Origin of the sequence: Nostoc sp. TCL240-02, assembly GCF_013343235.1 — a bacterium.
Classification (GTDB): domain Bacteria; phylum Cyanobacteriota; class Cyanobacteriia; order Cyanobacteriales; family Nostocaceae; genus Nostoc.
Window position 1 is genome coordinate 2,313,483 of record NZ_CP040094.1, and the last position, 25,761, is coordinate 2,339,243.

Annotated in this window: 24 protein-coding genes; 7 read left to right on the forward strand and 17 right to left on the reverse strand. The window is 40.3% G+C overall.

All coding sequences use genetic code 11. From position 1 onward, the window contains the following. Nucleotides 1-94: 94 nt before the first annotated feature. The 5 genes from metG to menH all read left to right on the forward strand — a co-directional run bounded on the left by metG (nt 95) and on the right by menH (nt 5,305). Entirely contained in the window at nt 95-1,699 is a 1,605-nt protein-coding gene (metG, locus tag FBB35_RS10025) for a methionine--tRNA ligase (protein WP_174709506.1), read from the forward strand. Nucleotides 1,700-1,865: 166 nt separating this feature from the next. After that, nucleotides 1,866-2,495: an NYN domain-containing protein gene (locus tag FBB35_RS10030; RefSeq protein ID WP_041565095.1), complete on the forward strand. Its 630-nt coding sequence runs from the start codon at nt 1,866-1,868 to the stop codon at nt 2,493-2,495. Continuing rightward, a complete protein-coding gene (lptC, locus tag FBB35_RS10035; protein WP_174709507.1) occupies nt 2,495-3,700 on the forward strand; it encodes an LPS export ABC transporter periplasmic protein LptC in 1,206 nt (401 codons plus the stop codon). Before FBB35_RS10030 ends, lptC begins: the two co-directional genes overlap by 1 nt. Nucleotides 3,701-3,839: 139 nt before the next feature. Further along, nucleotides 3,840-4,241, forward strand: a complete 402-nt coding sequence (locus FBB35_RS10040) for a metal-sensitive transcriptional regulator (RefSeq protein WP_174709508.1) — start codon at nt 3,840-3,842, stop codon at nt 4,239-4,241. Nucleotides 4,242-4,486: 245 nt separating this feature from the next. Next, complete coding sequence (menH, locus tag FBB35_RS10045; RefSeq protein ID WP_174709509.1) at nt 4,487-5,305, forward strand: 2-succinyl-6-hydroxy-2,4-cyclohexadiene-1-carboxylate synthase; 819 nt, start codon at nt 4,487-4,489, stop codon at nt 5,303-5,305. Nucleotides 5,306-5,319: 14 nt separating this feature from the next. Here the strand turns inward: menH and FBB35_RS10050 are convergent, their stop codons facing one another. Both FBB35_RS10050 and FBB35_RS10055 read right to left on the reverse strand, forming a co-directional pair. Beyond that, the gene (locus FBB35_RS10050) at nt 5,320-5,970 is read right to left on the reverse strand and encodes a glycoside hydrolase family protein (RefSeq protein ID WP_254625901.1); all 651 of its coding nucleotides are present in this window, start codon (nt 5,968-5,970) and stop codon (nt 5,320-5,322) included. A gap of 235 nt (nt 5,971-6,205) precedes the next feature. Next, the gene (locus tag FBB35_RS10055; protein WP_174709510.1) at nt 6,206-6,865 is read right to left on the reverse strand and encodes an NAD(P)H-binding protein; all 660 of its coding nucleotides are present in this window, start codon (nt 6,863-6,865) and stop codon (nt 6,206-6,208) included. Nucleotides 6,866-7,043: 178 nt separating this feature from the next. Between FBB35_RS10055 and FBB35_RS10060 the strand changes: the two genes are divergently transcribed. Further along, entirely contained in the window at nt 7,044-7,715 is a 672-nt protein-coding gene (locus FBB35_RS10060; protein WP_174709511.1) for a DUF1997 domain-containing protein, read from the forward strand. A gap of 105 nt (nt 7,716-7,820) precedes the next feature. On the opposite strand, the gene FBB35_RS10065 is transcribed toward FBB35_RS10060, so the two are convergent. Continuing rightward, the gene (locus FBB35_RS10065) at nt 7,821-8,291 is read right to left on the reverse strand and encodes a DUF4079 domain-containing protein (protein WP_174709512.1); all 471 of its coding nucleotides are present in this window, start codon (nt 8,289-8,291) and stop codon (nt 7,821-7,823) included. A gap of 300 nt (nt 8,292-8,591) precedes the next feature. On the opposite strand from FBB35_RS10065, the gene FBB35_RS10070 reads away from it, so the two are divergent. Beyond that, nucleotides 8,592-9,875 carry an ankyrin repeat domain-containing protein gene (locus FBB35_RS10070; protein ID WP_174709513.1) on the forward strand — a complete coding sequence of 428 codons (1,284 nt, stop codon included), beginning with the start codon at nt 8,592-8,594 and terminating at the stop codon, nt 9,873-9,875. Nucleotides 9,876-10,451: 576 nt separating this feature from the next. Here the strand turns inward: FBB35_RS10070 and FBB35_RS10075 are convergent. The 14 genes from FBB35_RS10075 to hpsC form a co-directional block, all read right to left on the reverse strand. Next, on the reverse strand, nt 10,452-11,843 hold the full coding sequence (locus FBB35_RS10075) for a PP2C family protein-serine/threonine phosphatase (RefSeq protein WP_174709514.1): 1,392 nt from the start codon (nt 11,841-11,843) through the stop codon (nt 10,452-10,454). A gap of 821 nt (nt 11,844-12,664) precedes the next feature. After that, nucleotides 12,665-12,934: a hypothetical protein gene (locus tag FBB35_RS10080; RefSeq protein ID WP_174709515.1), complete on the reverse strand. Its 270-nt coding sequence runs from the start codon at nt 12,932-12,934 to the stop codon at nt 12,665-12,667. A 354-nt stretch (nt 12,935-13,288) separates the two neighbouring features. Further along, nucleotides 13,289-14,929, reverse strand: coding sequence for a signal recognition particle-docking protein FtsY (gene ftsY / locus FBB35_RS10085; protein WP_174709516.1), 1,641 nt, complete (start codon nt 14,927-14,929; stop codon nt 13,289-13,291). Between the two features lie 260 nt (nt 14,930-15,189). Next, complete coding sequence (gene nusB / locus FBB35_RS10090; protein ID WP_174709517.1) at nt 15,190-15,831, reverse strand: transcription antitermination factor NusB; 642 nt, start codon at nt 15,829-15,831, stop codon at nt 15,190-15,192. Between the two features lie 122 nt (nt 15,832-15,953). Beyond that, nucleotides 15,954-16,718: a DUF502 domain-containing protein gene (locus tag FBB35_RS10095; RefSeq protein ID WP_174713589.1), complete on the reverse strand. Its 765-nt coding sequence runs from the start codon at nt 16,716-16,718 to the stop codon at nt 15,954-15,956. A 516-nt stretch (nt 16,719-17,234) separates the two neighbouring features. Beyond that, nucleotides 17,235-18,143: a glycosyltransferase family 2 protein gene (locus FBB35_RS10100; protein ID WP_174709518.1), complete on the reverse strand. Its 909-nt coding sequence runs from the start codon at nt 18,141-18,143 to the stop codon at nt 17,235-17,237. Between the two features lie 125 nt (nt 18,144-18,268). After that, nucleotides 18,269-19,111 (reverse strand): HpsJ family protein, encoded by an 843-nt coding sequence (locus FBB35_RS10105; RefSeq protein WP_174709519.1) that lies wholly within the window; start codon nt 19,109-19,111, stop codon nt 18,269-18,271. Between the two features lie 364 nt (nt 19,112-19,475). Next, nucleotides 19,476-20,123: a TIGR04282 family arsenosugar biosynthesis glycosyltransferase gene (locus FBB35_RS10110; RefSeq protein ID WP_174709520.1), complete on the reverse strand. Its 648-nt coding sequence runs from the start codon at nt 20,121-20,123 to the stop codon at nt 19,476-19,478. A 32-nt stretch (nt 20,124-20,155) separates the two neighbouring features. Continuing rightward, a complete protein-coding gene (locus FBB35_RS10115; protein ID WP_174709521.1) occupies nt 20,156-20,725 on the reverse strand; it encodes a GspH/FimT family pseudopilin in 570 nt (189 codons plus the stop codon). Beyond that, nucleotides 20,691-21,767, reverse strand: a complete 1,077-nt coding sequence (locus FBB35_RS10120; protein ID WP_174709522.1) for a glycosyltransferase — start codon at nt 21,765-21,767, stop codon at nt 20,691-20,693. Before FBB35_RS10120 ends, FBB35_RS10115 begins: the two co-directional genes overlap by 35 nt. Continuing rightward, entirely contained in the window at nt 21,760-22,758 is a 999-nt protein-coding gene (gene hpsE / locus FBB35_RS10125) for a hormogonium polysaccharide biosynthesis glycosyltransferase HpsE (RefSeq protein ID WP_174709523.1), read from the reverse strand. The genes FBB35_RS10120 and hpsE (FBB35_RS10125) overlap by 8 nt, the downstream gene beginning before the upstream one ends. 21 nt (nt 22,759-22,779) lie before the next feature. After that, nucleotides 22,780-23,739 (reverse strand): hormogonium polysaccharide biosynthesis glycosyltransferase HpsE, encoded by a 960-nt coding sequence (hpsE, locus tag FBB35_RS10130; RefSeq protein ID WP_174709524.1) that lies wholly within the window; start codon nt 23,737-23,739, stop codon nt 22,780-22,782. 197 nt (nt 23,740-23,936) lie between these two features. Beyond that, a complete protein-coding gene (locus FBB35_RS10135; protein ID WP_174709525.1) occupies nt 23,937-24,641 on the reverse strand; it encodes a Tfp pilus assembly protein FimT/FimU in 705 nt (234 codons plus the stop codon). A gap of 38 nt (nt 24,642-24,679) precedes the next feature. Continuing rightward, nucleotides 24,680-25,720, reverse strand: coding sequence for a hormogonium polysaccharide secretion pseudopilin HpsC (gene hpsC / locus FBB35_RS10140; protein ID WP_174709526.1), 1,041 nt, complete (start codon nt 25,718-25,720; stop codon nt 24,680-24,682). Nucleotides 25,721-25,761: the final 41 nt, after the last annotated feature.

Below are 25,761 nucleotides of genomic sequence, written 5' to 3' on the forward strand. Positions count from 1 at the left end.
TATTGGAAAAAATGGAAATATTATTGTATAATTACGTGGTTTTTCCCACAAAGGTAAGAAGTAAAAGGTTTTAATAAATTAATTTTTATTTTGTATGAATCTAGTGAATAAAACAGAAAAAACATTTGCACTGACAACACCACTATATTATGTAAACGATGTCCCCCATATAGGCAGTGCTTATACGACGATCGCAGCAGATGTAGTAGCACGATTTCACAGGCTGCTGGGGCATCGGGTATTACTAATTACAGGTACAGATGAACACGGACAAAAAATTCAGCGATCGGCAGAAATTTTAGGCAAAGCACCACAAGAGTTTTGCGATGAAGTTGTCCCTAGTTTCATTCGTTTGTGGCAGTTACTAGACATTAAATACGATCGCTTTAGTCGGACAACTGCACCTCGTCATGAAGCGATCGTCAAAGAATTCTTTGAGCGAGTCTGGAAATCTGGTGATATCTACCAGGGACAACAACAAGGCTGGTATTGCGTATCCTGCGAAGAATTCAAAGAAGAACGGGATCTGCTAGAAGGACATCGTTGTCCGATTCATACTAACAAAGAAGTTGAGTGGCGAGACGAGCAAAACTATTTTTTCCGCTTATCTAAATATCAAAATAAGCTGACAGAATTTTATCAATCTAAACCCGATTTTATTCAACCAGAAAGTCGGCGCAATGAAGTCCTCAGCTTTGTCAATCAAGGGCTGCAAGACTTTTCTATTTCACGGGTAAATCTAGATTGGGGTTTTCCCGTACCAATTGATCCCAAACACACCCTTTATGTTTGGTTTGACGCGCTGCTAGGTTATGTCACGGCATTACTCGAACCAGATGCAGAACCGACTTTAGCAAATGCTTTAGAAACATGGTGGCCAATCAACCTGCACCTAATTGGTAAGGATATTCTACGCTTCCATGCAGTTTACTGGCCGGCAATGTTGTTGTCGACTGAATTACCCTTGCCAGAACGAGTATTTGGACATGGCTTTTTGACTAAAGATGGCCAAAAGATGGGCAAAAGTCTGGGTAACACCCTTGATCCTGTTGCGTTAGTTCAGCGCTATGGTAGTGATGCCGTTCGTTATTACTTCCTTAAGGAAATCGAATTTGGCAAAGATGGAGATTTTAATGAAGTAAGGTTCATTAATGTTCTGAATGCAGATTTGGCAAATGATTTAGGTAATTTGCTCAATCGCACCTTGAGCATGGTGAAGAAATACTGCGTTGACAATAATGTTCCGTCAATCGGCAATGAAGGAATTCCTGACGAAAATCCTTTGAAAACAATAGGTTTACGTCTAGGGGAACAGGTGAAAGAAGCATACAAGCAACTAGCTTTCAGTCAAGCCTGCGGCGCTATCCTTTCATTGGCACAAGCCAGTAATAAGTTTATTGATGAACAAGCTCCTTGGTCATTATATAAACAGGGACAGCAAGAGTCCGTGGAAAAAGTTCTCTACGCAGTTCTAGAATCAGTTAGACTGGCAGCTTATCTGCTTTCCCCAATTATTCCGAACATCAGTAGCGATATCTATCAGCAACTGGGCTTTGGAATAGACTTTAACGATCAAGTACAAAGTTCAGTTACCGCTCCTTTTGCCACCCATGCGACATGGGGGATACTATCTAGTAAACAACAGTTGGGTACATTCCAACCAGTTTTTAAGCGAATAGAACCCCCGAAAAACGATTAGTCCTTATCAAACTCTGATTTTGTTCAATTTCTTATTCTCTCAAAAAATTTATCGGGGCTTAATTTATATTAACCCCGGAACATTATCATAAGCCGCTGTGACTAGCATCTAAAAGTTCGTAATTTGTATCAAAAATAACAGGGATAAAAATCGAGGTATCACAATGATGTTGAATAATTTTGAAACCGATTCAATATTTACGCCAGAACAAGTTTTGGAGAATCGGGGTAGGGTTGCCATCTTTATTGACGGCTCAAATCTATTTTACGCTGCACTACAACTAGGGATTGAGATCGATTACACGAAGCTATTGTGTCGATTGACTGGAGGTTCTAGACTCCTGCGGTCTTTTTTCTACACTGGTGTAGACCGGACGAACGAAAAGCAACAGGGGTTCCTGCTGTGGATGCGTCGCAATGGCTATCGAGTCATTGCTAAAGATTTAGTCCAACTACCAGATGGCTCTAAAAAAGCTAACCTAGATGTAGAAATAGCGGTAGACATGATGGCGCTAGTCGATTCTTATGATACCGCAGTTTTAGTTAGCGGTGATGGGGATTTAGCTTATGCGGTCAATTCAGTTAGCTATCGCGGCGTGCGGGTAGAAGTGGTAAGTTTGCGTTCGATGACCAGTGACAGCTTAATTAATGTAAGCGATCGCTACATTGATTTAGAAGCCATCAAAGAAGACATTCAAAAAACCCCTCGTCAAAGCTATCCATACCGGCCGTTATCTGGTATCGGCTTTTTGGAAGACCCAAGAACTAGTGATGGACACCTAGAAATCCAAGAATAATGGCGTATCAATTTCATAAAAGAGGGAGACAGGGGGAGAGAAAAATTAAAAATTACTCCCCCACTCCCTCCTTCCTTTTTTTACCTTTGATTTTTTTATTGATATTTGGTTTAGTAAGTTGTGGGGGTAAATCCCCTCCAGCTTCTCAAGAAAATCCTGCGGCTTCATCTAAGCAAGATAGCGATTTAACCTTCTTTGATGTCACCTTAGAACAGGCAGATGAAGTGGGAAGACCAATTTGGAAAGTCAGGGCTAAAACCGCAAAATACACCAAAGAAAAACAAATTGGTCAAGCTGAAAGTCCTTATGGTGAACTATATCAAGATGGTAAAGTAGTTTACCAAATTAAGGCAGATGTTGCAGATATTGAACAAGATGGGAAGCAGTTGTTTCTTAAAGGTAAGATATTTGCCACAGACCCTAGTAATGGAATTGTATTGCAAGGCAATGAGTTAGAATGGCGGCCCAAAGAAGATTTGTTGATTGTCCGCAACCAAATTAACGGTACTCATAAACAACTACAAGCTGTAGCGCAAGAAGCGCGAGTTAAAACCCGCGAACAGCGTATGGAATTTTCTGGACGAGTAGTAGCAAATTCTACCGATCCTCAATTACAAGTAAGAACCGAGCATTTAATCTGGAATATTAAAGAAGAAAAACTGATTGGCGATCGCCCTTTACAAATTGACCGCTACAAAGATAATAAAATTAGCGATCGCGGTAAGGGGAATTCTGCCGAAGTCAACTTAAAAACAAAAATTGCCACTATTAAACAGAATGCTCAATTAGATTTACTAGACCCACCAGTGCAAATAGCTAGTAACTCTATGACCTGGAACATGAATGCAGAAACTGTTATTACAAATTCCCCTGTGCGGATGTTCCAGCGTGTCGATAATCTTACCGTAACTGCTAATAAAGGTGAAATGAAAATTCCACAAAAAACGGTTTATTTAACAGGTAATGTCAACGCCATTGGTCAGCGTCGCCAGTCTTTGCAATCTAGTACATTAACTTGGTATTTAGACAATAAGTTAGTTGAAGCTCAGGGAAATGTGGTTTATCGGCAAGTTGATCCACCATTAAATTTTACAGGTGAAACAGCCGTTGGTAATCTGCAAACAGAAAATATTGTTGTCAAAGGTGGCAGTTCTAGCGGTAGGGTAGTAACAGAAATTATTCCCCAAGACAAAGCCAATCGTTAGTAGTAGAGGGGAATGGGAAGCAGGGGTAGAAAGAATAACTGATTAATACCAATGCCCAATTCCCAATTTCCCACCCATAAATTTTGGGTTGGTCGAGTACTAGGCTAGGATCTTAGTATTACAAGTCCTTTGATAACCCATGAATGGATCAAACCGATTAGGTAAGGAATCCTTACCAACATCCCAGCAAGTAGAACATTCCCAAAATCACGATGCAGACCACGAGCATACAGATCATACTCATGGGACTGGAGAGCCTGCTCATCCTCACATCCATAGCGAAGAGTCTTTGCGGCGAATTGCCAATCGATTATCGCGGATAGAAGGACATGTTCGTGGTATTAAGACAATGGTGCAGCAAAATAGCCCTTGTCCTGATGTACTACTGCAAATTGCCGCAGTGCGAGGCGCATTGGATAAGGTAGCGCGAATTGTTTTAGATGAGCATTTAACTGAATGTATTGCTAGAGCTGCACAAGAGGGTAATATTGACGTTGAAATTAAACAGTTAAAAGCTGCTTTAGATCGATTTTTACCTTAAAAATTAGAAAAATCAGAAATTGACTAGCACTATAAGACATTTGGTAGAAAAGCAATATTTAATATTTGGTGTATTGACTCAGAAAAAGGGTTTTTATGCCAAAATTAGCATAAGTCTTTCACAGTCATAGTTGATAGTCTGGGTAATTCCAAAGCAGTCATAAGGGGGTAACTTATACCCTTGAAATTATATTAGAGTAGGGTAGGAAAGTTTTTGCATTTTGATTTTATAGATATCTTCCAAGAATGATTTTAAATAAATATAAATTTAACTATTGTATAAATATAAATACGAACAAACCTATAATTCTTTTGTTACATGGCTTCATGGGAAGCATTAATGAATTTGATGAAGCTATAAAATTTCTAGCAGAAGATTTTTCTTATCTTATCCTTGACTTACCAGGACATGGAAAAACCGAAGTTTTAGGAGGTTATGAATGCTATGGAATGGAATCCACCACTCAAGCAATAATCAATTTATTGGATGAATTAAAAATAGATAAATGCCACTTAATTGGTTATTCGATGGGCGGAAGATTAGCTTTATACTTAACTTTATATTTCCCAGAACGTTTTATTAAAGTTGCATTAGAATCAGCCTCCCCAGGTTTAGCAACAGAAGCAGAACGATTAGAACGAGTTAGACGTGATGCTCAAATAGCTAAAAAGTTAAGCAGAAGTATTATTCAAACTGATTTTGCTGCTTTTTTGTCAAATTGGTACAATCAAACAATTTTTGGTTATATAAAAAATCATCCAGAATACGATCGCATGATAGAAATTCGGTTGCAGAACAATCCGCAGGAATTAAATAAATCATTGCGCTTCATGGGGAATGGATCTCAACCTTCTTTGTGGGGGAAGCTACAAGAGAATAAAATTCATATACTCTTGCTAGCTGGTGAATATGATGAAAAATTTATATCTATTAATACAGAAATGGCTCAACTATGTGAATTTGCACAGCTAAAAATAATTAAAAATGCTGGACATAATATTCACTTTGAAAATACCTTGGCGTTTGTAGAAAATATCAAATATTTTCTGTCTACAGCAAGTTAAAAATTAAGATAATCTTACGACTTCTTTATCGGCTTATTAGAAGGAGTTGATGATGGTGTCAATTTCGGCGCTATTGGTTGATTAGCTGCGCTTAATTCCTCTTGTAACATTTTCTGATAAACTTTAGGCAAAGAGCTACTCACAGAATTAGTTTCTATCCCATATCCTAAACTTGTCCAGGTGGAGGAAAGTCGCCGCAAAACATCATTTAACTTTCCCTGACGCAACAGTTGAGAAAGATCGGTTCCCCAAACTTTAGAATCAGTTAACCAACGATAAACCACTATATCTTGATATTCTGCTTCAAAACTATAAGCAGTCCAAAACATCATCTGCATCGGCTTTGGGTGATAACGGGGGGCTAAACGATACCAAGTAATGTTGATAATTTGATATCTCCCAGCAGCCGTAGAACAATTACCTGTATTTGGCCCTGTGATAATCATGACGCATATCTCAGGATGTCGGCTAAGGTCGTTAACTTGCTGTCCACCATACAAAACCGAATAGGGACGGTTCCCACTGGCTTCACTTGCCGAAATGGTTCGCATTAAAGCGCGGATATAGGGATCGCCCCGTTTCATCACCAAAGGCGGCTGTTTATTATCAAAGATGGGATCGGAAGGCGATCGCAAGTCTCCAATATACCATTGCAATAAATACACAAAGCCAAGAAGCGCGGCTATTGGCCCAATAAGTTTTTCAACACCTTTGAATTCAAAGCCTTTCAGAGTCCGACTCCTTCAAATTCGCTCTCTTTGCTAACAAAAATCATCGACGAACTCATTCTGACTAAGTTCACTTCCATCCGATACAGTGTTTTTGTAAAGGCACAGTAATACTGTGCCCAAAATGCTTGTTATATCCAAGTAAGACTTCTACAGGAATTAAACTGCTTAATTAGGCAACGTTAGCAAATAATTCTCCAAAACTTTTTGAGGCTGCTTCAGGTTTAGCAACAATTTCGACAATTTTATTGCGTGCATCCGCTTCAAACAGCGCCTCAACAGCAACTTGAGCAACTTTTTGCCTGGGGATGCTACCGTCAAACAGTGTATCAGCGCTCTGCATCACGATCGCGTCGGTGTTATCTTCATTCTTCAACCCACCAGGTCGCACAATCGTATAAGTAAGACCACTTTTCTGGATATACTCTTCAGCTTGCTTTTTCCATACCAAAATTAGCCAAAACAAGTTCAGTGGGTGGAAGAACTGCGAAGTACACAAAGAAGAAACTAAAACAAGATGCTCAATCCCCTTTGCTTTGGCAGCTTCTACTAAATTTTTAGTCCCTTCAAAATCTACTTTATAAGGGCCAGTGGGGTCAAAACTAGGTTTTGCACCAGTCGCAACGAACAAAACTGTGCTATCTCCCAACGCAGCATTTAAACTTTCTGGTTGTAACACATCGCCTACAACCAATTCGGCTTCAGGAGACAGAATACCTCTAGCTTTGTCTATATCCCGCACCAAAGCCCGGACGGGAATATTCCGCGCTATCAACTCTTGCACAATCCGGCGACCTGTTTCACCCGTTGCCCCTGCTACAAATGCTTTCATGAGAAATGTTATCCTGGGAAACTATTGTGTGCTTGTTCAGTTCTTTATTTTAGTAATTCTATGGAGGTGATGGCAGATTAATGAGGTTTTGGTCAAAATTGAATATTAGTGTGAAATGACCCAAGTACGTGGGGAATTATTAATATAGACGAACGCCAAAATATACAGTAATGCATTTATGCTTTCAACAAAGGGCGAATATAAATCCTGGGAAATAACAGAAGCAGTTTTACCTGTAGCGTCTTCTCAAGAAGAAGCCAAAGAAAGATTAACAGACACAAATGTAGCGACGATCACAAAATTTTATGGTCGTTATCAAGATTTTATGGAAATGCCTGCCCCAGTAGAAAAGGTTGCTGAGTATCTTAACGCTCACGCCTCATGGTTTTCTCGTTGCGCTGAACCTATGAAGGTGCAATTACTTGGGGAAAATGGCTACGCTTTAGTAATTGGTCGTTTTGGCGCTTTTGGTTATGAAGTAGAACCGAAAATTGGCTTGGAATTGTTGCCTCCAGAGGAGGGTATTTACCGCATCCGTACAATATCCATTCCTGATTACCAAGCGCCTGGTTATGACGTAGACTATCGCGCATCTCTACAGCTAATAGAAAACGATGCTTGCACTAGCGGCGAGGTTACGAGAGTTGAATGGGAATTGGATTTAGTAGTTGATTTGCACTTTCCCCGGTTTATTCAGCGATTACCCAAGTCTATAATTCAATCTACTGGCGATCGCTTACTTAACCAAATTGTCCGCCAAGTTTCTCGTCGCTTAACACGCAAAGTTCAGCAAGATTTTCAGAAATCTTTGGAAATACCCTTTTCTGGGAATTCCAAACAAAAGCGCTAAGTCAACAGTCCTTTGTCATTTCTCATACACTAATGACAAAGGACAAAGCGCAAAGTCTGAGCGGAGGTCTCCTCCGCTCAGAACTTTGTAAGAGAGGACAAATGACTAAGCTTTAGTAAGAATTCTTTGGACAATTTGCACGCCAGTAACAGCCTGCCAAGCAAAAAGTCCCAAAAGCGTGAAATTTAGCAAAATATGGGTTGCGCGTGCCCAGTTTGCCCCTTTCTGCATATAAGGGGACAAAGCAGCAGAAAATGCAATCAGACCTGTCATACCCAGTCCTGCCAGCAGGTGAGGGCCGACAAATAACTTGCCATTATTGATGTAAGTTACACCCATCCCTCCGATCATACCTACCACCATCAAAGCTAAGAGTATAGACCCAATTTGGTAGTGTCTGACGCTATATCTACCTTTAATCAGTTCTTTCTTTTCTTCCCCCTGAGCATTTCTGGTACGCTGTAATTGCAGCCCCAAGTAGGCAGCATAAATTGAGAGTACTAATAGCGCCCACATCAGCACCGGATGGAAGAAATTCAGCCAATATTTCACCGACGCAGAAAGTTCCAGACTCATAGTGTTCTCACCTAATTATTAAATCTTCATAAAAATTAGCATAACTCTATTCTCTGTGCTTCAAGTTGCACAAATTTAAGAAGTTTGGGCATTGGGAATTGGGCATGAAGAAGAGACAAGGTAGACAAGGAAGAGGGGGGAGACAAGGGAGAGACTTATTCAATAATTCTTCTTTGTCCCCCTGCCCCTTTCCAGTCCCTTCCCATGCTATTTCCCTTTACCCTCTTGCCAAAGTGCATAAACAATCTCAGACTGAGTTTTGAGGGTAGACGAACAAAACCCCTGTGTGGGATCTCATTCATGACTGAAAACAACGATACTTTGCTGCTAAAAGCCGCTAAAAGTGGCGATATCAAGGGGCTGTGTGCGCTACTGGCTGATGGTGCGAGGGTAGACGCGTGCGATCGCCAAGGCACGACGGCGTTAATGTTTGCAGCCAATTTAGGCTACACCGAAATAGTGCGATCGCTCCTAGATGCTGGGGCAAATATCAACTTGAAGAGAAAACTCTATAGTTTGACAGCTTTGATGTTGGCAGCTAGTGCCAAACAACTTGATATCTTGAAACTTTTAGTATCTAAAGGTGCTGATGTTAATGCCACTAATGAAGATGGCAGCACAGCTTTAATGGCCGCAGTCCTCAAAGGTCATATCGATGTAGTGCGAGTCTTATTGGCTGCTGGTGCGGAGGTGAATATTGCCGATAAAGATGATGATACTGCCTTGAAACTCGCCATTAAGCAGGGAAACATAGAAATTTTACAAGCAATTCTCCAAACTGGTGCTGATGTCAATATCCCAGATCAAGAGGGTGAGACACTCTTAACATTAGCCGCAGACTTGGGGCATCTGGAGGTTGTGGAAGCACTGCTAGCGGCGGGGGCTGATGTGAATGCGAAAAACGCTGATGGTGGAACTGCATTATTGGCAGCAGCAGCAGCAGGACATAGTGCGATCGCAGCAGCTTTACTAGATCGAGGTGCTGAAATTAATCTCCAAGATCAAGATGGTGAAACTGCTCTACATCTTGCCGTTGTGGAAGGCTACATTGATGTCGTGCAAGTATTACTTAATAGGGGTGCAGATGTCCAAATTAGGAACCGTCTAGGTGATACACCACTACTTGTAGCAGCGTTGCAGGGACATAGCAAAATTGTCGAGGCACTACTACGTTCTGGGGGAGATATTAATGGGAAAAATCTTGGTGAAGTACCTTTGACGTTGGCTGTATCACAAGGACACATTCAAACAGTGAAGGTGTTGTTAGACTATGGTGCTGATGCCAACACTCTGGGGGACGATGGCAAAACTGCTTTGATCAAAGCAACTGAACGCAAACACACAGAGATTATACATTTGCTGCTGGCAAAAGGGGCAGATGTGAATTTTCAAGACTCAGGAAGGGCAACATCATTGATGTGGGCTGCCTCAGCAGGTTATGGCGAAATTGTGCAGTTATTACTCCAAGCTGGGGCAGATGTGAATTTAAAAAACCGTGGTGGTTATACTGCTTTGATGATTGCAGAATTTAATGGTTATAAAAATGTAGTGCGGAGTCTGCAAAAAGCTGGAGCGCAAGAATAGCTATTTTAATTATGAATTTTTCAACTAAAATCTTTTTAGAAATATCTTGACAAATGATGAAATGAAGGTTATCGACTTAAAGACCAAGTAATTTGAAAACGCCCAAGTTTAGACCTAAGAAACAAAGAAAGCAAAACTCCGTCGTAACTGTTGTGAACTTGCTACGGCGGAGAAAAGAAAAATTAAAACGCCAAGAGGTAACAGGCTAAATGCTTGCGTGACAAGGATAGAAAAAAAGCAAAAATGAAGAAGTAAATTTACTTTTTGCCTTGTACATTTTACCTTTTACCTGCTATCCCCTTTGACGTTTCCTACTGTGCTAGATGTGCAAAATATATAGTTTTTGCTTAAACAGAAATGTATTCTAAGGATCATTTTTTATGTATTATCCTAATGACTAAATACAAACAAGTCCTGAAAAAAGATTAATTTGCGATTATTTGAGCGATCGCTACGGAAATTTAAAGAAAAATAAATTAAAAATTAAATTTGCCATGGTAAATATCCAGTTGCCATAACCAGTTGCCATAAAATTAGGTATTTATTCATGACTTGACCAAGAAAAATGGTTAATGACTATAAAATTTGCAGAACAACTAGTGTCATATCATCAGTGTTTTGCTTATCATCACCAATGAACTGCTGAACTTGGTCAAATAAATAATCCACAATTTCCTCTGGGCCATTACAGTACTTACAAGCCGTATTGAAGCCAGTGACAAAATTCTCTTCATCGAAGCGATCGCCACCAGCCGCCGCTGCATCGGTCAAGCCATCTGTGTAGTAAATAATTGTATCCCCAGGCTCTAACTGTACCTGAGCATCTTCATATTGGCTGTTAGCATCCAAACCGATTAGCATTCCTAGAGTATCTAAACGGCTGACCGTTTTCGTGGCTGCGTGCCACCACAAGGGAGGATTGTGTGCCGCATTGCTATAAGACAAAATTCGACTGTGAGGATTATATTCTGAATAAAATAGTGTTACAAAACGGTGAGAATTTTCCAAATCCGCATACATAACTCTATTTAAGTTTTGCAGAATTTTTGCTGGGGAATTCCCATGTAGTACTTCTCCCCTCAGCATTCCTCGCATCATCGTCATAATCAGCCCAGCAGGGACACCTTTGCCCATCACATCTCCAATAACCAAACCCCAGCGACCAGTTTCGGTGTCGCTTTTAGTCTTAGACCGAATTTTATTCTGATTGGTAGCAATAAAGTCGTAGTAGTCACCACCAACACGATTTGCAGGTTTACAACGGGCCGCTAGGACTGCACCAGGTATTGTGGGACATTGACGTGGTAGAAGTCGCCGTTGAATTTCTGCACCAATTTCTAGCTCTTGGTCTAACCGTTCTTTTTTTCTAAGTTCTACAGCTAGTTCATCGTTTTCGATCGCTACTGCTGTTTGGTCTGCCACTAACCTAACTAACTTTTGCCTAGTTTCTGTCCAACTATATTCTGGATCGCGGCTCAATACGTAGAGCCATCCCCTTTCTGTATGCTTTACCAGAATCGCCGTACCAAAGATTTGCACATCTGGCCCCAAATAGCGATGCATCTGGTCATCCAAAATCCCCGTCGCATTCGCTAGAGGGGCAGTATTTGGCAAAAGGGTGATTTGACTGCTGGCTATTTCTAGCGCTTTGCGGATATTTTTACGCTGTCCACTATCTTGCCAATGTAACTGTTCTAACCTGACTTGACCATTAGGTTTGTAGAGAAACAGGGCGCTGCCGTCTGCATCTGTCACTCTTGTTGCCATTAGCGGAATCAGTTCCAAAAACTGATTCAAATTATTGAAACTTCTCAGGGCAAATCCTAAAGAACTGAGCAAATCTTGAATTTTGTTCTGTTCCCGGTGCAACCTTGCCACGAGTTCTTTGAGTGCCACGACTGGGGTGACATCCGTCGCGGCACTACTATTGTTGTCAGTGGGTTGAGAGGGCAGTTGAGACACAGGCACAGGTATTATTGCACTTTATATTGGCAGATTTTAGATTACTTATAAGCTTTTTGGCTTTCGTATTGCTAAACCATAATTAGACAAGACTTGTCACTTTAGCAAGAGTATAAAGACGTAACAGGCAACTTTTATCAGTATTTTATTTGCTTATTGTATTTTTGATGGAATCTTAGTCATTGAAAATCATGTATTTTTAGTCAAAATCCAACCCGTAAAAATTACTATAGCGGTTCTCAATTGTATGGAATATAAACCTAACCCTGAGCCTTGTAGAGAGATGTGTATACACTGTAGCCTTTTCGAAGAAAGATCAAAGTGTATTGCATCAAAACGAGAAGCGCTCTAGTTTTGGTGATAGTTCAGAAAGCTTTTCCTTTTTTCATAACTTAATTACCAAAGCATATCTCTAAAGTCAGAAAAATACTTTATTCAAAGAATAATTTATAACGCTTTCAGAGTAATTATTTGGGTATAGGAAACTAGGAAATTAGAAGTTTTTTGAGCGAAAACCTCAACAAGCGCTCCAATCGAGCTTAGTTTGGTAAAAACATACTTACATTCATTCCAAAAGCTAAGAATATGTAAATAAGTCTTTAAATACTTAATCTGTATACAATAATTACCGTGATAATCGCCAAGGATGATACTAAATCTAGAAAAAATCTCCTCCCAAAACTTTAAGTCAAAAGCCAGAAACAATGTTGTCGTTTTATCATCAGAATTCAAATCTCTCGATTTACTACAAAAATATTTGTAGATTCTTTCGCAAGTAGGAGCTGAAAATACACCTGGGAGTGTTGAAACAGCTTACTTACACTAATTCACTTTTTGAGTCCACAGTGGACGACTTTCCGAATTTCTGATGGTCGGAAGCCGTCTTTCTGGCAAGCATTGGGCAAACAGTTGATGCTCGTAATCCAACTTTTGAGTAAGTTACGTGCAGCGTGCAGTTCTCCCGACTTGCTAATGCAGTCGCTTCGCCTGTTGGTGATGCTACGCATAGCTTTAGCTTGCTTCTTTGACAGCAGTACAAGTTGCCATAGCCAATATGAGTTAACTGCGGAGGGAAAAGACCACAGTCTTTGACTCACCTGCGTTGGCTCTCTAATCTACTACTCATCGCTCAGACTGCTGTCCATCCCACACCACAATAGTTGTATTTGTGGGGGTGAGTATCTTGTCTACCTTTTAAGTTTCTACAAAATGTAAGTTTACGGGCTTTTGTGTGTAGCAACTAAATGTCTTGCTACTCCACTTAAAAAGCCCTTAAAGGGCTGAAAAAGGTCATTAGCTTGAGATTTTAGCAAAATTCACCCATTTATTGTGACAAATTTATGATTTTAGGATTTTAACTGTTTTTAGTTAGTTCAAGTGATAATACCAGATTCAGTTATCCCTAAATTTATCAGTTTGTCAAGAAAAATTTTTAATTCCCAATTTTTCTATCAGCCACTCAAGAGAGCTTCGACAAACTCATAGCTCGAAAAGGGTCGTAAGTCTTCAATTCCTTCACCAGCACCAATAAAGCGAATCGGTAAACCTAGTTGTTGCACAACGGCAAGGGCAACGCCGCCTTTAGCAGTGCCATCTAGTTTGGTTAAGACAACGCCACTCAGTTGGGCCGCTTGGGAGAAAACTTCGGCTTGTCGTAGTCCATTTTGACCTAAAGTAGCATCTAGAACCAATAGCGATTCCACTTTGGCATTTGGAGCTTTTTTGTCGATAATTCGCCGGATTTTACCGAGTTCGTCCATTAAGTTTTTCTTGTTTTGCAATCGCCCAGCAGTGTCTACCAGAAGTAATTCTGTTTGCCGCGATTGGGCGGCTGCGATCGCATCAAATACAACTGCTGCCGGATCTGTATTTTTTCCAGGATTGGCAATTACTTCTACACCACTTCTACTACCCCAAACCTTCACCTGTTCAACGGCGGCGGCGCGGAAGGTGTCTGCTGCCCCAATCAAGCATTTATAGCCAGATTTTTGTCCCAAGTGGGCAATTTTGCCAATGGTGGTGGTTTTCCCGGCACCATTTACCCCAGTGATTAACCAAATGTTCAAGGTTTCTTTTTCTGGGGTAAATCTAGTTTTGTGGGATGCAATGCTTGGTGCATCCAGCATATCCCGGAGAATTTTTTTCAGATAAGCGATCGCTTCTTCCGGTGCAGTAACTTCTTCTCGAAGTTTTGTCTGTAGCGCATTGATAATAAAGTCTGTCGCCTCTACACCCACATCAGCTTGTAGGAGTAATGCTTCAATTTCCGTCACAGCAGCAAGGTTTAGCGGCCCTTGACCAACGATCGCCTTCAGTTGGTTGAGGATACTCCGGCGAGTTTTGTCTAACCCTTGCCGGAGCTTTTTCAGCCAGGTTATTTCTTCAATAGAAACGTCTTCTGGATTTCTACCTTGAGCTGCTAAAACTTTCGCTGACCAGACAAACCCATCATCAAATACCAGTCCGGGAATTTCCTCTCCTATCTCTGAGGTTGCAGCTACTGGCTGTAATACTTCCGGTTCTGGAACTTCAATGGCGGTGGCTATTAGTTGATCCAGTTTTGCTTGCCGTTCTGCTGCCGCCCGTTCTAAGAAGGATAAATTAGCTGGTGCTGTTGGCTGCGTTGCCTCTAGCGTGGGGGTTTGTTCAATTTCTTTTGTGGTTATTTCTGGGCTTTCGACATCGGACTCTTCAGCAATTGCAATTACTGAGGAATCTTCTGTATTTTCTTCCTCAGTAGCAGTTTGGATAATTTCTGGCTGTGCTGTTTCTAGGGTTGTAACAGGTTCCTCAGTTAGTTCTGATTCAGTGATTTCCGCAATTGCCGTTTCTACAGTTTCAGGTTCTGCTGAGGAATTTTCTGAATCAGGCGGGGTTTCTACTACCTCAACCTGTTGTTTTTGCTGAATATTTTTGTAAGCAGCTTTAGCAAACGCCAACAAGTCTGCCGTTGTATCTGGTGCAGTTTCAGCAGTTGAGGTTTCGGCTGGCTCTGGTTGGGGTTCTTGTGCAGGAGTAGTTTCTTCCTGTTTTTTATCAGAGGGAGTCTCAGAGGAATCGTTATATTGACGGCGGAACCAATTAAAAACCATTGCAGCAGTATTAGTTATATGAGTTATAAGTTATAAGTTATGAGTTTAATTTAACTTTGCACTTTTTCCTGGGGTGAAAACTTCCCGGTTATCCTCACCTTTGATAGCTAGTTGGAGGAGAATCAGTTTTCTTCGGTTCGCGCAGCGTCTCCCCTTCTTCTAAAGAAGAGCTAGCGCCAAGGTAAAAGTTTCGCTCGGAGGAAGCCGCAGAAGCGGCTACAGACTTTTCTCCATAGGAGTATATGAATTAGGCAGCGTTACTATGCTGTTTTTTTCTGCTCAGTGACTCGGCGCAAAACACCATTAATAAATCGATGACCGTCGTCTCCACTGTAGCGCTTGGCTAGCTCCACAGCTTCGTTGATAGCGATGCTGTCTGGAACTCCTAAGAACTTCATTTCTGCCACAGCGATTTGCAGGATATCGCGGTCAATTTGGGCGAGGCGAGTTACTTGCCAATCCACTAAGGCAGTAGAAAGGAGTTCATCTATAATGTGTCGATTTTCGTTGACGGTAATCACAAGCTCTTTAGCGTAATTACGGACTCCCTTATCCTGATTAGCTAGTTGAATCAATTCGGGGAAATCAACTGCCGTACCCAATTGATTGATTGCTGTCTGGGTGCAGGCGATCGCTTCTTGAAGCATTGTTCTGGCAGAATTGAGGTCGGAAGCACGAGTTTGGCTACTCAAAAGGCGATCGTTACTGCGTTGCAGTTCACCTGCGGCATTATCGAGCGTATCTTGCACTTCTGAGGTCAGGGTGCGTACTGCTCCTAGCACCAATTTGGATACTAGCTGATCATCTGGTAGTGTATCTAATTTTTTTGGGTTGACTGGCAATTGGCTAAGGCTTAAAAGCGCCAATTCACGAGCAATTTGCTGGGGTTTACGAGGTTGCATAAAAGTCAAAGGTGATTGTGCGAGAACTGATTAACTAGGTGAGGCAGACTTATGAGTTTATCAATTTTGGCACAGTCAAACAACAAGATTACGCATTTGCTTGTGACTTTGCCAGATTGATTTTAAGTTTCTTCAACAGGAATAACCTGCCGCTTGATTTCGTCGTGTTTCACTTCCACTGTAGATTCTTTAGGGAAGATCAAGGGCGTATTAGGGGCGACAATACCACCTGATACAACTATTTTAAAAGCGTCTTCAATAGACATAGAGAGGTTCACCACCTCGTCTTCAGGAACGACTGCGTACCATCCGGTAGTTGGATTTGGGGTGGTGGGGATAAAAACACTTAGGACGGGACGGGACATCTGGGCTTGGATATCACTGCTGATTGCACCAGTGACAAAGGCGATCGCCCAAATTCCTCGGCGGGGATACTCTACCAAAATTACCCGGCGAAATTTGCCATTAGAATCTTTTAGTATTGTTTCTAAAAGCTGTTTGAGAGTTTTGTATACCTGCCCAGCTAAGGGAATTGCCTGTAATAATCGCTCACCGAAATCTAATAACCACCGCCCAGCAATATTACGAGCCATCAGACCCATCAATAAGATACATAGTAGCGGTACAGCTAATCCTACTAATAAATTCAGTAAATTTACTAGAATTGGGTTTAACCCATCAAATGGATTCAGTTGTTTTGGAATTTGGGTGAGGAAGTTGATTACCCAATTAGCAATGGTAATTGTCAGCCAGATAGTGGTTGCTAGAGGAATTACTACCAACAAACCAGCAATCAGGTCGTTTTTTAAGTCCTGTTTTAGGCGATCGATTACCAAGCCCTGATTCTCCTGTTTTAAGCTAGAGGAACTTTTGTTATTGGTATCCATACCAGCAAATTCGTCAAATAGCAAAGGCTTTACTTGAAGCAACTTCCGCCGCAAGTAACTATCCAAAACGTTAGCAGTTTGGCTACTACAGCAAGAATAGATACTTTTTGCTGTAAATCAGCTATTCTCATACAAGCATAGACATAAATATCAACCAATCGGATGGCTGCTGGTTATTTTCAGAAAATGTCACCTTTCCTTGTAAGACTTGTAAATGATTGTTGCAAGTCATAAGGTATTACTAATCTATCGCGCTCAATCAAAAGCTGCTTTTGATTGTGAAAGTAGCACCAGGTAAACTGAGGAGTTATTTTATATGTTTAGTCACTCACGTTTGATCGGGAGCGGTTTTTATGAAAATGGTCTGTTATAAATATTAATTTAATATGGTGGTTTTGTTTAAATTTAAAGCGCGATAGAGTAGCACAGCTAGCTATGCTACCCTATTTCTGAATTCTGATTTTGCGATCGCTACTTGTTGATTTGACTGAAAATCCTTCTAATCTCCAGTCCCCTTTACACCACATCAGCCTGTGTAGTTTCCGAATCTGCACACTGTATCTGTTGTGGATTCTCTTGTGCCAAAATTGCTGTTACGTCTAAATTAGGTTTTGGTAGATACTTCATTTCCCAAACTTTGAGCAAAATTAAGTATTCGTAGAATGCCTGCAATGTACACCAAGCAAGTCCAGCATGTCCATCTAAACATCCGCCTAACATAAAATACATATATAGAAAGCGTAACAACGGTCTACCAGGTAGGCGCAAAGACAAATCTTTCAAGGCACGGCGTTTTTCGACTTCCGATTTACCAAAGAATAAATCTTGCCAGTTGACCTTTCCTTGTTCTAACTGATATAGCGTTTCTTGAGCTTCATCTGTAGAATAACGGTTATGCTTATCAATCCAACGGCTCAAACCTTTGCTACAAGTGTAGTGGGGGTATGTTTCTTTTAAAAAGCTGGTTGCACCGTCACAAACTTCCCGCTCAGTATGACCATAGTCTGTAAACCACACCTTTCCGTGCCGGAAGAGGCGCATTTGGTAACGGGGATACTGTGTGCTGTAGCGAATCCAACGATTCATGAACATGACACGTTCAGCCACATAGTAGCCGATGTAATCAAGATTCTGACTTACCTTTTCGCATTCCGCGAACAGTTCTGGTGTCATCCGCTCATCAGCTTCGAGAATATAAACCCATTCGTGCTTGGGGGGGATAGACTCTAACATCCAGGTGCGTTGGCGGCCGTGGCTTTCAAAAGCGTGTTGGACAACACGGATGGGATAGCTACTGGCAATTTCCACAGTGTGATCGCTACTGCATGAATCCACAACAATAATGTCATCTGATAGCATCGCTGATTCGATACAAGCAGCAATATCTAGTTCTTCGTTATATGTCAGTATGTAAATTGAGAACATTACTACAAGTTTTATAGCGATTTTACTCAGTGATAACTGCCTTTTTATTTTTATTAGCTATTAGGCGCATGGCAGTATAAACTGAATAATTTTTGTACAAGTATTACTGCCATGCCAATAATGGATTAGCGTGTAGTAGCTCTAGGTTTACCACCTTGTACAGCACCCATACCTTTTAAGCCTGTCCAGCCGATGATAATGTAACCAATGGATAACAACAAACTGCTAATCCCAATCCGCAGTCCAGACTTCCAAGCAGTATCTTTAGCTTGTTGTTCTGCTTCTTCTCTGCGTTGGCGAACTTGGCTCAATTGTTGAGTTCGTAGTGTCTGAATATCTGTTTGTTGTTCGATAGCCTTGTCAAGTGCTTGGGGATCTGTTTTAGCCTTCTTGAGTAACTCTTTGATATTTGGGGGAATTTGAGAGCTTTCAAGCGCTTGCTTATATTTTTGATCATCTTTGAGGATTTCACTAAACTGAGCTTTGGTTTGGGTTCGGAGTTGATCTAATTGGGCTTTTCCTTGCTCAGTATTCAGTTGTGCTTGCAATTGCGATAAACGAGTGTTGAGTTGAGCTTCTGCCTGATCTGCTTCTTGAGTGATTCGATTGAGTGTTTGAGTCTTAGCTTGATTGACGTTATTGAGGTGCAGGGGAAAAATCAGCAAGAACATCAAACCTAAAATACTTGAGAGAATCACGGCGGGAAATCTTAAATCGATCCCTTGGGGGCGATCGCTTCCTGCATCAGCATTTTCAATCCAATAGCCAGTAAACAGCAGCCCCAGTCCTACTAGAGGAACAATTCCTCGATCGACTAGTGCTGTTGCCAAGTTGATTTGCCATACCCGATCAGTCGGTTGAAAGGGTAACAATAGAATCAAAAAGTCCACAAAAAAGGACAAAATGCAGATTATTCCAACTACCTTAACGGTGAGGGCAGTACTCACGGAAGTAAAACGGTTAACCATAGTTTTTCGAACTGGCGGTGAATACGAGTGATTTTCATATTTCAAGTTACTTGAATATTGTGCCCATGACCGTGACTGTTGTGTAGAAATACAAAGTAGATTCAATATTGCTAAAAGCTATCTGTCTCTTGGTTTTCAACTAGGCCACAGTAACATTTGTTATGTACAGTGTCTTCAGGAATTTCTTGGTGTTTTAAAATATAAGTATAAACAGTAACGTAGTAAAAGACTCATTAATTACCCGATTTCTCTTGTTTTAAGTTCTCAATCGCTTGCAACATAAGTATTTTGTAGGGTCGCACAGATATGCGCCCCTAGTGGGTTGTGCATCCATATAAAAATTACTATATCTCCTTTATCTCCCTCATCCTTCCATCTCACCCACAAGGGTTTGTTCCCAAATCGGTAGATCCTCGGGTCGGTCAACATCAGCTAAAGGCGGCAAGTTCACGTATGATAAATGAAGTTCCTGGGCAATGTCTACCGTTTTCTGGAATACTTGAGTAGTTCCCCACTCAATGTTAACGAATAACTCCGGGATAGCTTGACGCAAACCAATTAAGTAATATCCACCATCGATCGCAGGCCCAAGTACGAGATCAAAGGTGTGTAGCTTTTCAAACGCTGTTGCTAAAATCTCGGCATTGACTCCAGGACAATCTGTGCCGATGATAATTACTTTTTCTGCACCAGATTGAAAAGCATCGAAAAGCGATTGCGCCATCCGTGAACCTAGATCCCCTTCGCCTTGAGACTGGTAAACCAAATCTAACCCCAGCCAGTCTTGCATGAGTTGCAAATCGCCACCTGCAAATCGCACTTCCACAGATATGGCAATGGCTTTTTGCAATTCTTGAACGTGAAATATCGTATGTTCAGTCATTTCTCGTTGAAGATTAGCAGCACCAATATCTCCCAAAGCAGGTATCAATCGGGTTTTTGTCTTACCTGGTTCTGGATAGCGAGTAAAAATAATCAGGTGCTGTTTTGGGTTTGCTGGTAAATTCAGCACACAATACCTTTTTTAATAAACTAAGAGATATTTTAATAGCAATACCTGTTGTTATCGGTTGTAGTATGCTCCTTTGCTGTTCGCATTGCCCCTAAAATCGTTGAAACAATAACACAACGCTTGACTTTACCACCAGACTTACTCGATAGCGTGATGCGTCCTAGATCGTTAGGGCTTTTAGCATTACCTCTGTAGTCAAATTGAACTTTACGTATGCTATTTGACAGTTGTAAGGTTGTCTCAGAATCTAAGCGTACATTGGAATCTATATTATTCCAGTTAGCCGCAGATGGATTTACTGTAGCAGGATGAACTGCCCACTGAATAATACCGTTTTGCTCACGAAAGCTAGCTTGCCAAGTCAATTTTTCCTTACTGGCTTGGCTTCGGGCTTGATGAATAGCAAGGTGAATTTCGTTTTGAGCAGTGTTGAGACGGCGAGTCTCCACAAAAGCTAGCCAGTTAGATATTCCCAACGTAGCTAATATACCAATTAATACAACAACTACTAACATTTCTAGTAGGGTAAAGCCACTACTGGAGTGTTTATTCAAAAGATTTTTTGCATTAACTAGAGACGGTAAATGCACCTGGATATCCATTTTTGTTTTCTGATCGCTTTTCAACTACCCAGTCGTTGAGCAATGTTTCAGTTTGTTGCCTTCTAACTTGACGCTGGTTAGTAATAATGTCTAGCAAGGTCGGCAGAATAAGGATTGTAAGAATTTTTAGTGAGAGTTTTAAGGTGAAATTTATGTTCTGAAATCTTGAAGGGTCATAAATAAAATACTTACACAAAAATATCGCCGCCGCTAGACCTTTTTTTCTGTTAAATGGCTTTTGTAGAGCTTTGCAGACCAGGTATTTGTATAAATTTGCCAGACAAAGATTCCAACTATCCCTTAGTGTAGTTCCTGTAGCGTCTCGTAGAGAAGGTCTTTCCTTACAGGCTCTCTCAAGCACTTGCAAACAGGATTTTTCCTGTCTAACAAGATTGCAAGAAACTGAATTAGGAGTCATACGATATAAGATTTGTACAGATGGGACACATATAAAATTAAACTTAGAGGCTAATCGCAGCCACATATCCCAATCCTGAGCTGCACTTAGAGATTCGTCAAACCCACCTAATGCAATTAAAGATTTCCTACAAATTAAAGGATTGGAACCATTCTCTAAAAAATTATTTAGTAGCAAATTTTCATAAACATTTCCATTAGCTTTAACACGCTTACCTGAAAGTATAAATTCGCCATTTTCGTCAATATAATCAGTCCAACTATAAGCGACTTTGGCGGTAACATTTTCTTGCAAAGCCTTTAATTGAGATTTAAGTTTATCAGGTGTCCAAAGATCGTCTGCATCTAAGAAACTAACAAATTTTCCAACAGCATGGTGTAGCCCTCGGTTACGACTAACGTTTCCCCCGGCATTGGGATAGGAAAATACTTTTATTCGTGAGTCTGGAATTTTTGTAATAATTTCTAAAGTCGAGTCTTGGGAACCATCATTTATTACAATTAATTCTAGATTGTGAAAAGTTTGATTTAAAACAGATTCAATAGTTGCTTTAATAGTTTTTTCACTATTGTAAGCTGGGATAATTACACTAACTAATGTTTTATTTAAAGTTGACTTAATCATATTGTACACTTCTTGTTTTCAAGATCTTGTCTAACTTGCATCTTAAAGAATAAAAGGGACTCATCATACTAGCTAAGTAAAAGTTAAGCTCAAAAAGAGCAATTAGATTAGTGTTAAATTGCCCTCTATACTGAATAAGGTGCTGTAATACTCTACGTAAATTTCCTAAAATAGTTTTCACAAAAATTATTGGTTTTTGCCAATTTTTAGCATTTATCAAACGTAGCTGAAAAATACATAAGCCACAGCCACGTGCCAAAGTCAGCAAATAATCTCTTTCCAGCCGCCAATGCGGTATTTGATGATAAGTATGCATGGTAGGGTTGTACCAAATTTGCCAGCCTGCATAATGTATATAAAGCAATGGTTCATAATCATCACCCTGCACAAAAATACCAGGTAATTTGCCGCTTAAAGTCGGTTGTTGTGGTACATTTTCACACCATACTTGTTTCCTAACAACAAGCGCTGCCGCAGGAGGTAATCTTAAATTCTCTGCATCAAATAAATGCGGATTTGAACCATGTTCTCTGATTGCTAAAAAAGCTTGGATTCTTTCAAAATTTTCTGGCAGCTTTACTTCAAAATCCCCATGAATCTGTCCGCTCCAAGCACCTGCTTGAGGATGCTCTAATCCAAAGGTATATGCTTGAGCTAACCAATCAGGAGCAGGTAAATTATCATCATCTAAAAACGCTATTAGCTTACCTCTTGCTTCACGTACTGCCCGCAATCGTGCAAAAGCGGCTCCCTGTTTTGGTTCTAAAAAATATCTTAACCGACAATTTATATCATATATTTTTTGGTAATTCTGGATTATTTCAGATGTGTTATCAGAACTATTGTTATCCACAATAATAATTTCCCAGTTAAGTTTTTCTACTCCTATCTGGGTTAATAGCTTATCTAAAACTTTAGGTAAACGGGTTGCTCCGTTATAGGCAGGGATAGCTATGCTAATATCTAAACTTTCAGATGATAAGTTGACCATAATACTTAATGCTTTGATAATTTATTTTTTAAAATACCCATTTTTCCAAAGATAAAAAGGGCTAACTAAGCTACTAAAAAAAAGTTCCATTTCGCAAGCAACTACCAAATCGTGTTTGAGTCTAGTTCGGTATTTGAGTAAGTGGAAAGCAATTTTACGTAAATCATTTATCATATAAGATACAAGAGCAATTGGTCTATATATCTGTTTGATATTAACCATTCTAGTTACATAACGGCTAAGTCCAATTCCTCTAAAAAATGGAATTAAATAGTCTTTTTGTAAACGGGAACTAGGTATTCTATGAGAAATTTCCATTTCTGGGTTATACCAAATTTCCCATCCTGATTTTTGGATATAAGACAACATTTCTAAGTCTTCACTGGTAAGCATATTATCCTTAACTCTCCCAGTTAAAATCGCCTTATCTGGCACGCTTTCTAGCCACGCTTGTTTACGCACTACAAGTCCGGCAGAGGGAGGTAGCAATTTTTTAGATGCTTGATATAATAACGGTAAATTACCTCGCTCTGTAATTGCTAAGAATGGGGCAATTCTCTGAAAGTTTTCTGGTGGTTCTACCTCCCAGTCAGGGTGAATTTGGCTGCCATAAGCTCCCGCTTTAGGGTATTTTTCACCAAAAGCATAAGCTGCACATACCCAATTTGATACTGGATAGTTGTCATCATCTAGAAAACCTATTAATCTACCTTTAGCTTCTGCAACTGCCCTTTTTCGGGCATAGGCTGCCCCCTGTTGTGCTTCAAAGCAATACTTCAAAGGGTAAGAACATTGCCAATTCTGTTGATAGGTTTGAACAACTTTAGCTGTGTTATCAGTGCTGTTGTTGTCTACAACTATAATTTCCCAAGTTAAATTTTCGGTGTGAAGTTGGTTTTGTAGCCGTTCTAGTAGTTCTGGTAAACGACTTTCACCGTTATAAGTTGGGATCGCTATAGTAATATCAAGGTTTTCAGTCATTTGACAAAATTTACATTTTGATTTGATTAAGACACTTTTTATTTTATATATTGAACCAATAACTAGTTTATTGCTGGCTCTTAAATAAATCTATCGAACATTAAAACTGCACCTGATATTTTAATTTTGCTATCAATGTGCAGTTTTATATACAGTATTCTTACCTAACTTCAAATGAAGATTCCTGCATAAGCTACTTAACTGCATTTATCATCTTGTGCTGTGAGCATTGAGCCTAAGAGAGTTTTCACAATGACGCATCGCTTGACGCTACTAGGCAATGTAGAATTTGTAGAGCTTGGTACTGCTACCACTATTTTTAACCCAGGTGCTTCTGTACCTGCTGCTACTGTTCCAAAGTTATTTGGTAGAGTCAAAGCTCCCATGTAGTCAAAGGTAATTTTTGCTGATGCACTTAAAGGGTAGGATACAGGAGAATTAGTAGTAGTACTAGCAATGTTTTGACCAGCAAGATTTCCACCTAGCAGAAATTTATTAGAGCTAACTCCTATATCCGTCCCTAAAGATTTCCATGTGCTGATTCCAATATCGGTACGATAAATCGCAACCTCTACATTTTGGGTTGTGCTATTTTTCTGAAAACTGACACTGTAGCTAAGTTTTTTGTTTTTAGCTTCGCGCTGTGCTTCTCGTAATGCAGCTAAAACAGCGTCATTAGCCTTATTCACTTGCTGCCGATTCACAAAGGCAAGCCAACCAGGAGCTGCGATCGCTGATAAAATTCCGATCATCACCATCACTACGATTAATTCCAGCAAGCTAAAGCCAGCATTTTGTTGTGTGTATCCAGAGGCGTAGTGCAGCCTGTTAACTAAACATGGCTGTTTGCTTTTTGCATTGCTGCGGGTTAGTTGCAATAATTTAAAACTTAACTTTCCCATAATTAGCTGCCATTGATTAATGCTTTGAATTTCAGTATTTACTTGGTAAATAAGTATCCGCGTCCTTGTACTCGTATGCTTGCAGTTGGAAAATAAGGTTTGTTACTGGGTTGGTAATTAAGGTTATTGCTTTGTAAGCGTGCGAGTGCATTACCTCGTAAAAATACTTGCGCTGTTGTATTAACTTTATCAACACATGCATAAAAGCTAGTCATTTTACCCGTATTACGAGTATTGAAAGTAGCTGTATCTGGTGATACTTTTGACCATGTAATGGGAGGAGTAGTGGAGTCAGCAGGACATGTTACCGGTAGTGCTGCTGGCACATCGTCATTTTTGGTTTGATCAATAAAGTCAACAAGTACTGTGGGATCGGCAGTGTAATCTGCTGTGGCTTTTGTCCAAGCATTCATCTTTTGTGTTATTGTGCCGATTCCATCAAGCTTAAATAAAGCAAAACCTGGGTTAGGGCAATAACTTGTACTGACATACTTTCCACTATATCCAGTACAAGTTACGGTGCTAGAACTGGTACTGACACCATCCTTAATTTGCCATCGGGCGATACGAGCGGCATTAGACCAAGTAGAACTAGAAGTAGCGTCTTTAATTAAATAGTAGGCAACTAATGAGTAAACAAAAGTATCATCTTGTCCACTGGCTGTAGTAATTGCTTGACTAACTAATTCTCGCTTCCAAAAGACAAGAACAGGAACTCTATCTGTTGCACTTGGACTAGGTAGTTGATTCCCAGTTGTACTTGCACTTGGGCAAGTAGTAGTATCAGCAGTACCGCTTAGACAAGCAATTCCAGTAGCATCATAAATATAGATTGCCTGTTGTAAATCACGGGCAATGTAATCTAGTGCAGATTGAATTTCTTGCTCAGAATTTGCCTTGGCTTGTTCCTTTCGGTCTGTATCCAGAATATTAACCATGAATCCTAGCAACGGCGTGATGATTAGGAAGGCTAGGATCATGCCTACCAACAATTCAATTAGGGTAAAACCATAAACTTGCTGAGTGTCCTTGGAACGCTTCAGCTGTTTACTGAGCAAAAATTTTAGTGTCCTTATCATACTGCGGTATTCTCTTTGCTAATAGATGCACTGCGATCAAT

Bases quoted from the DNA above. Each gene is read 5' to 3' on its own strand.
- nusB (WP_174709517.1), bottom strand. From the start codon at position 15,831: ATGCAACCTCGTAAACCCCAGCAAATTGCTCGTGAATTGGCGCTTTTA.
- FBB35_RS10060 (WP_174709511.1), top strand. From the start codon at position 7,044: ATGCTTTCAACAAAGGGCGAATATAAATCCTGGGAAATAACAGAAGCA.
- FBB35_RS10100 (WP_174709518.1), bottom strand. From the start codon at position 18,143: ATGTTCTCAATTTACATACTGACATATAACGAAGAACTAGATATTGCT.
- hpsE (WP_174709524.1), bottom strand. From the start codon at position 23,739: ATGACTGAAAACCTTGATATTACTATAGCGATCCCAACTTATAACGGT.
- FBB35_RS10070 (WP_174709513.1), top strand. From the start codon at position 8,592: ATGACTGAAAACAACGATACTTTGCTGCTAAAAGCCGCTAAAAGTGGC.
- lptC (WP_174709507.1), top strand. From the start codon at position 2,495: ATGGCGTATCAATTTCATAAAAGAGGGAGACAGGGGGAGAGAAAAATT.
- FBB35_RS10055 (WP_174709510.1), bottom strand. From the start codon at position 6,865: ATGAAAGCATTTGTAGCAGGGGCAACGGGTGAAACAGGTCGCCGGATT.
- FBB35_RS10040 (WP_174709508.1), top strand. From the start codon at position 3,840: ATGAATGGATCAAACCGATTAGGTAAGGAATCCTTACCAACATCCCAG.
- FBB35_RS10120 (WP_174709522.1), bottom strand. From the start codon at position 21,767: ATGATTAAGTCAACTTTAAATAAAACATTAGTTAGTGTAATTATCCCA.
- FBB35_RS10135 (WP_174709525.1), bottom strand. From the start codon at position 24,641: ATGGGAAAGTTAAGTTTTAAATTATTGCAACTAACCCGCAGCAATGCA.
- ftsY (WP_174709516.1), bottom strand. From the start codon at position 14,929: ATGGTTTTTAATTGGTTCCGCCGTCAATATAACGATTCCTCTGAGACT.
- menH (WP_174709509.1), top strand. From the start codon at position 4,487: ATGATTTTAAATAAATATAAATTTAACTATTGTATAAATATAAATACG.
- hpsC (WP_174709526.1), bottom strand. From the start codon at position 25,720: ATGATAAGGACACTAAAATTTTTGCTCAGTAAACAGCTGAAGCGTTCC.
- FBB35_RS10105 (WP_174709519.1), bottom strand. From the start codon at position 19,111: ATGGTTAACCGTTTTACTTCCGTGAGTACTGCCCTCACCGTTAAGGTA.
- metG (WP_174709506.1), top strand. From the start codon at position 95: ATGAATCTAGTGAATAAAACAGAAAAAACATTTGCACTGACAACACCA.
- FBB35_RS10030 (WP_041565095.1), top strand. From the start codon at position 1,866: ATGTTGAATAATTTTGAAACCGATTCAATATTTACGCCAGAACAAGTT.
- FBB35_RS10065 (WP_174709512.1), bottom strand. From the start codon at position 8,291: ATGAGTCTGGAACTTTCTGCGTCGGTGAAATATTGGCTGAATTTCTTC.
- hpsE (WP_174709523.1), bottom strand. From the start codon at position 22,758: ATGGTCAACTTATCATCTGAAAGTTTAGATATTAGCATAGCTATCCCT.
- FBB35_RS10115 (WP_174709521.1), bottom strand. From the start codon at position 20,725: ATGGATATCCAGGTGCATTTACCGTCTCTAGTTAATGCAAAAAATCTT.
- FBB35_RS10095 (WP_174713589.1), bottom strand. From the start codon at position 16,718: ATGGATACCAATAACAAAAGTTCCTCTAGCTTAAAACAGGAGAATCAG.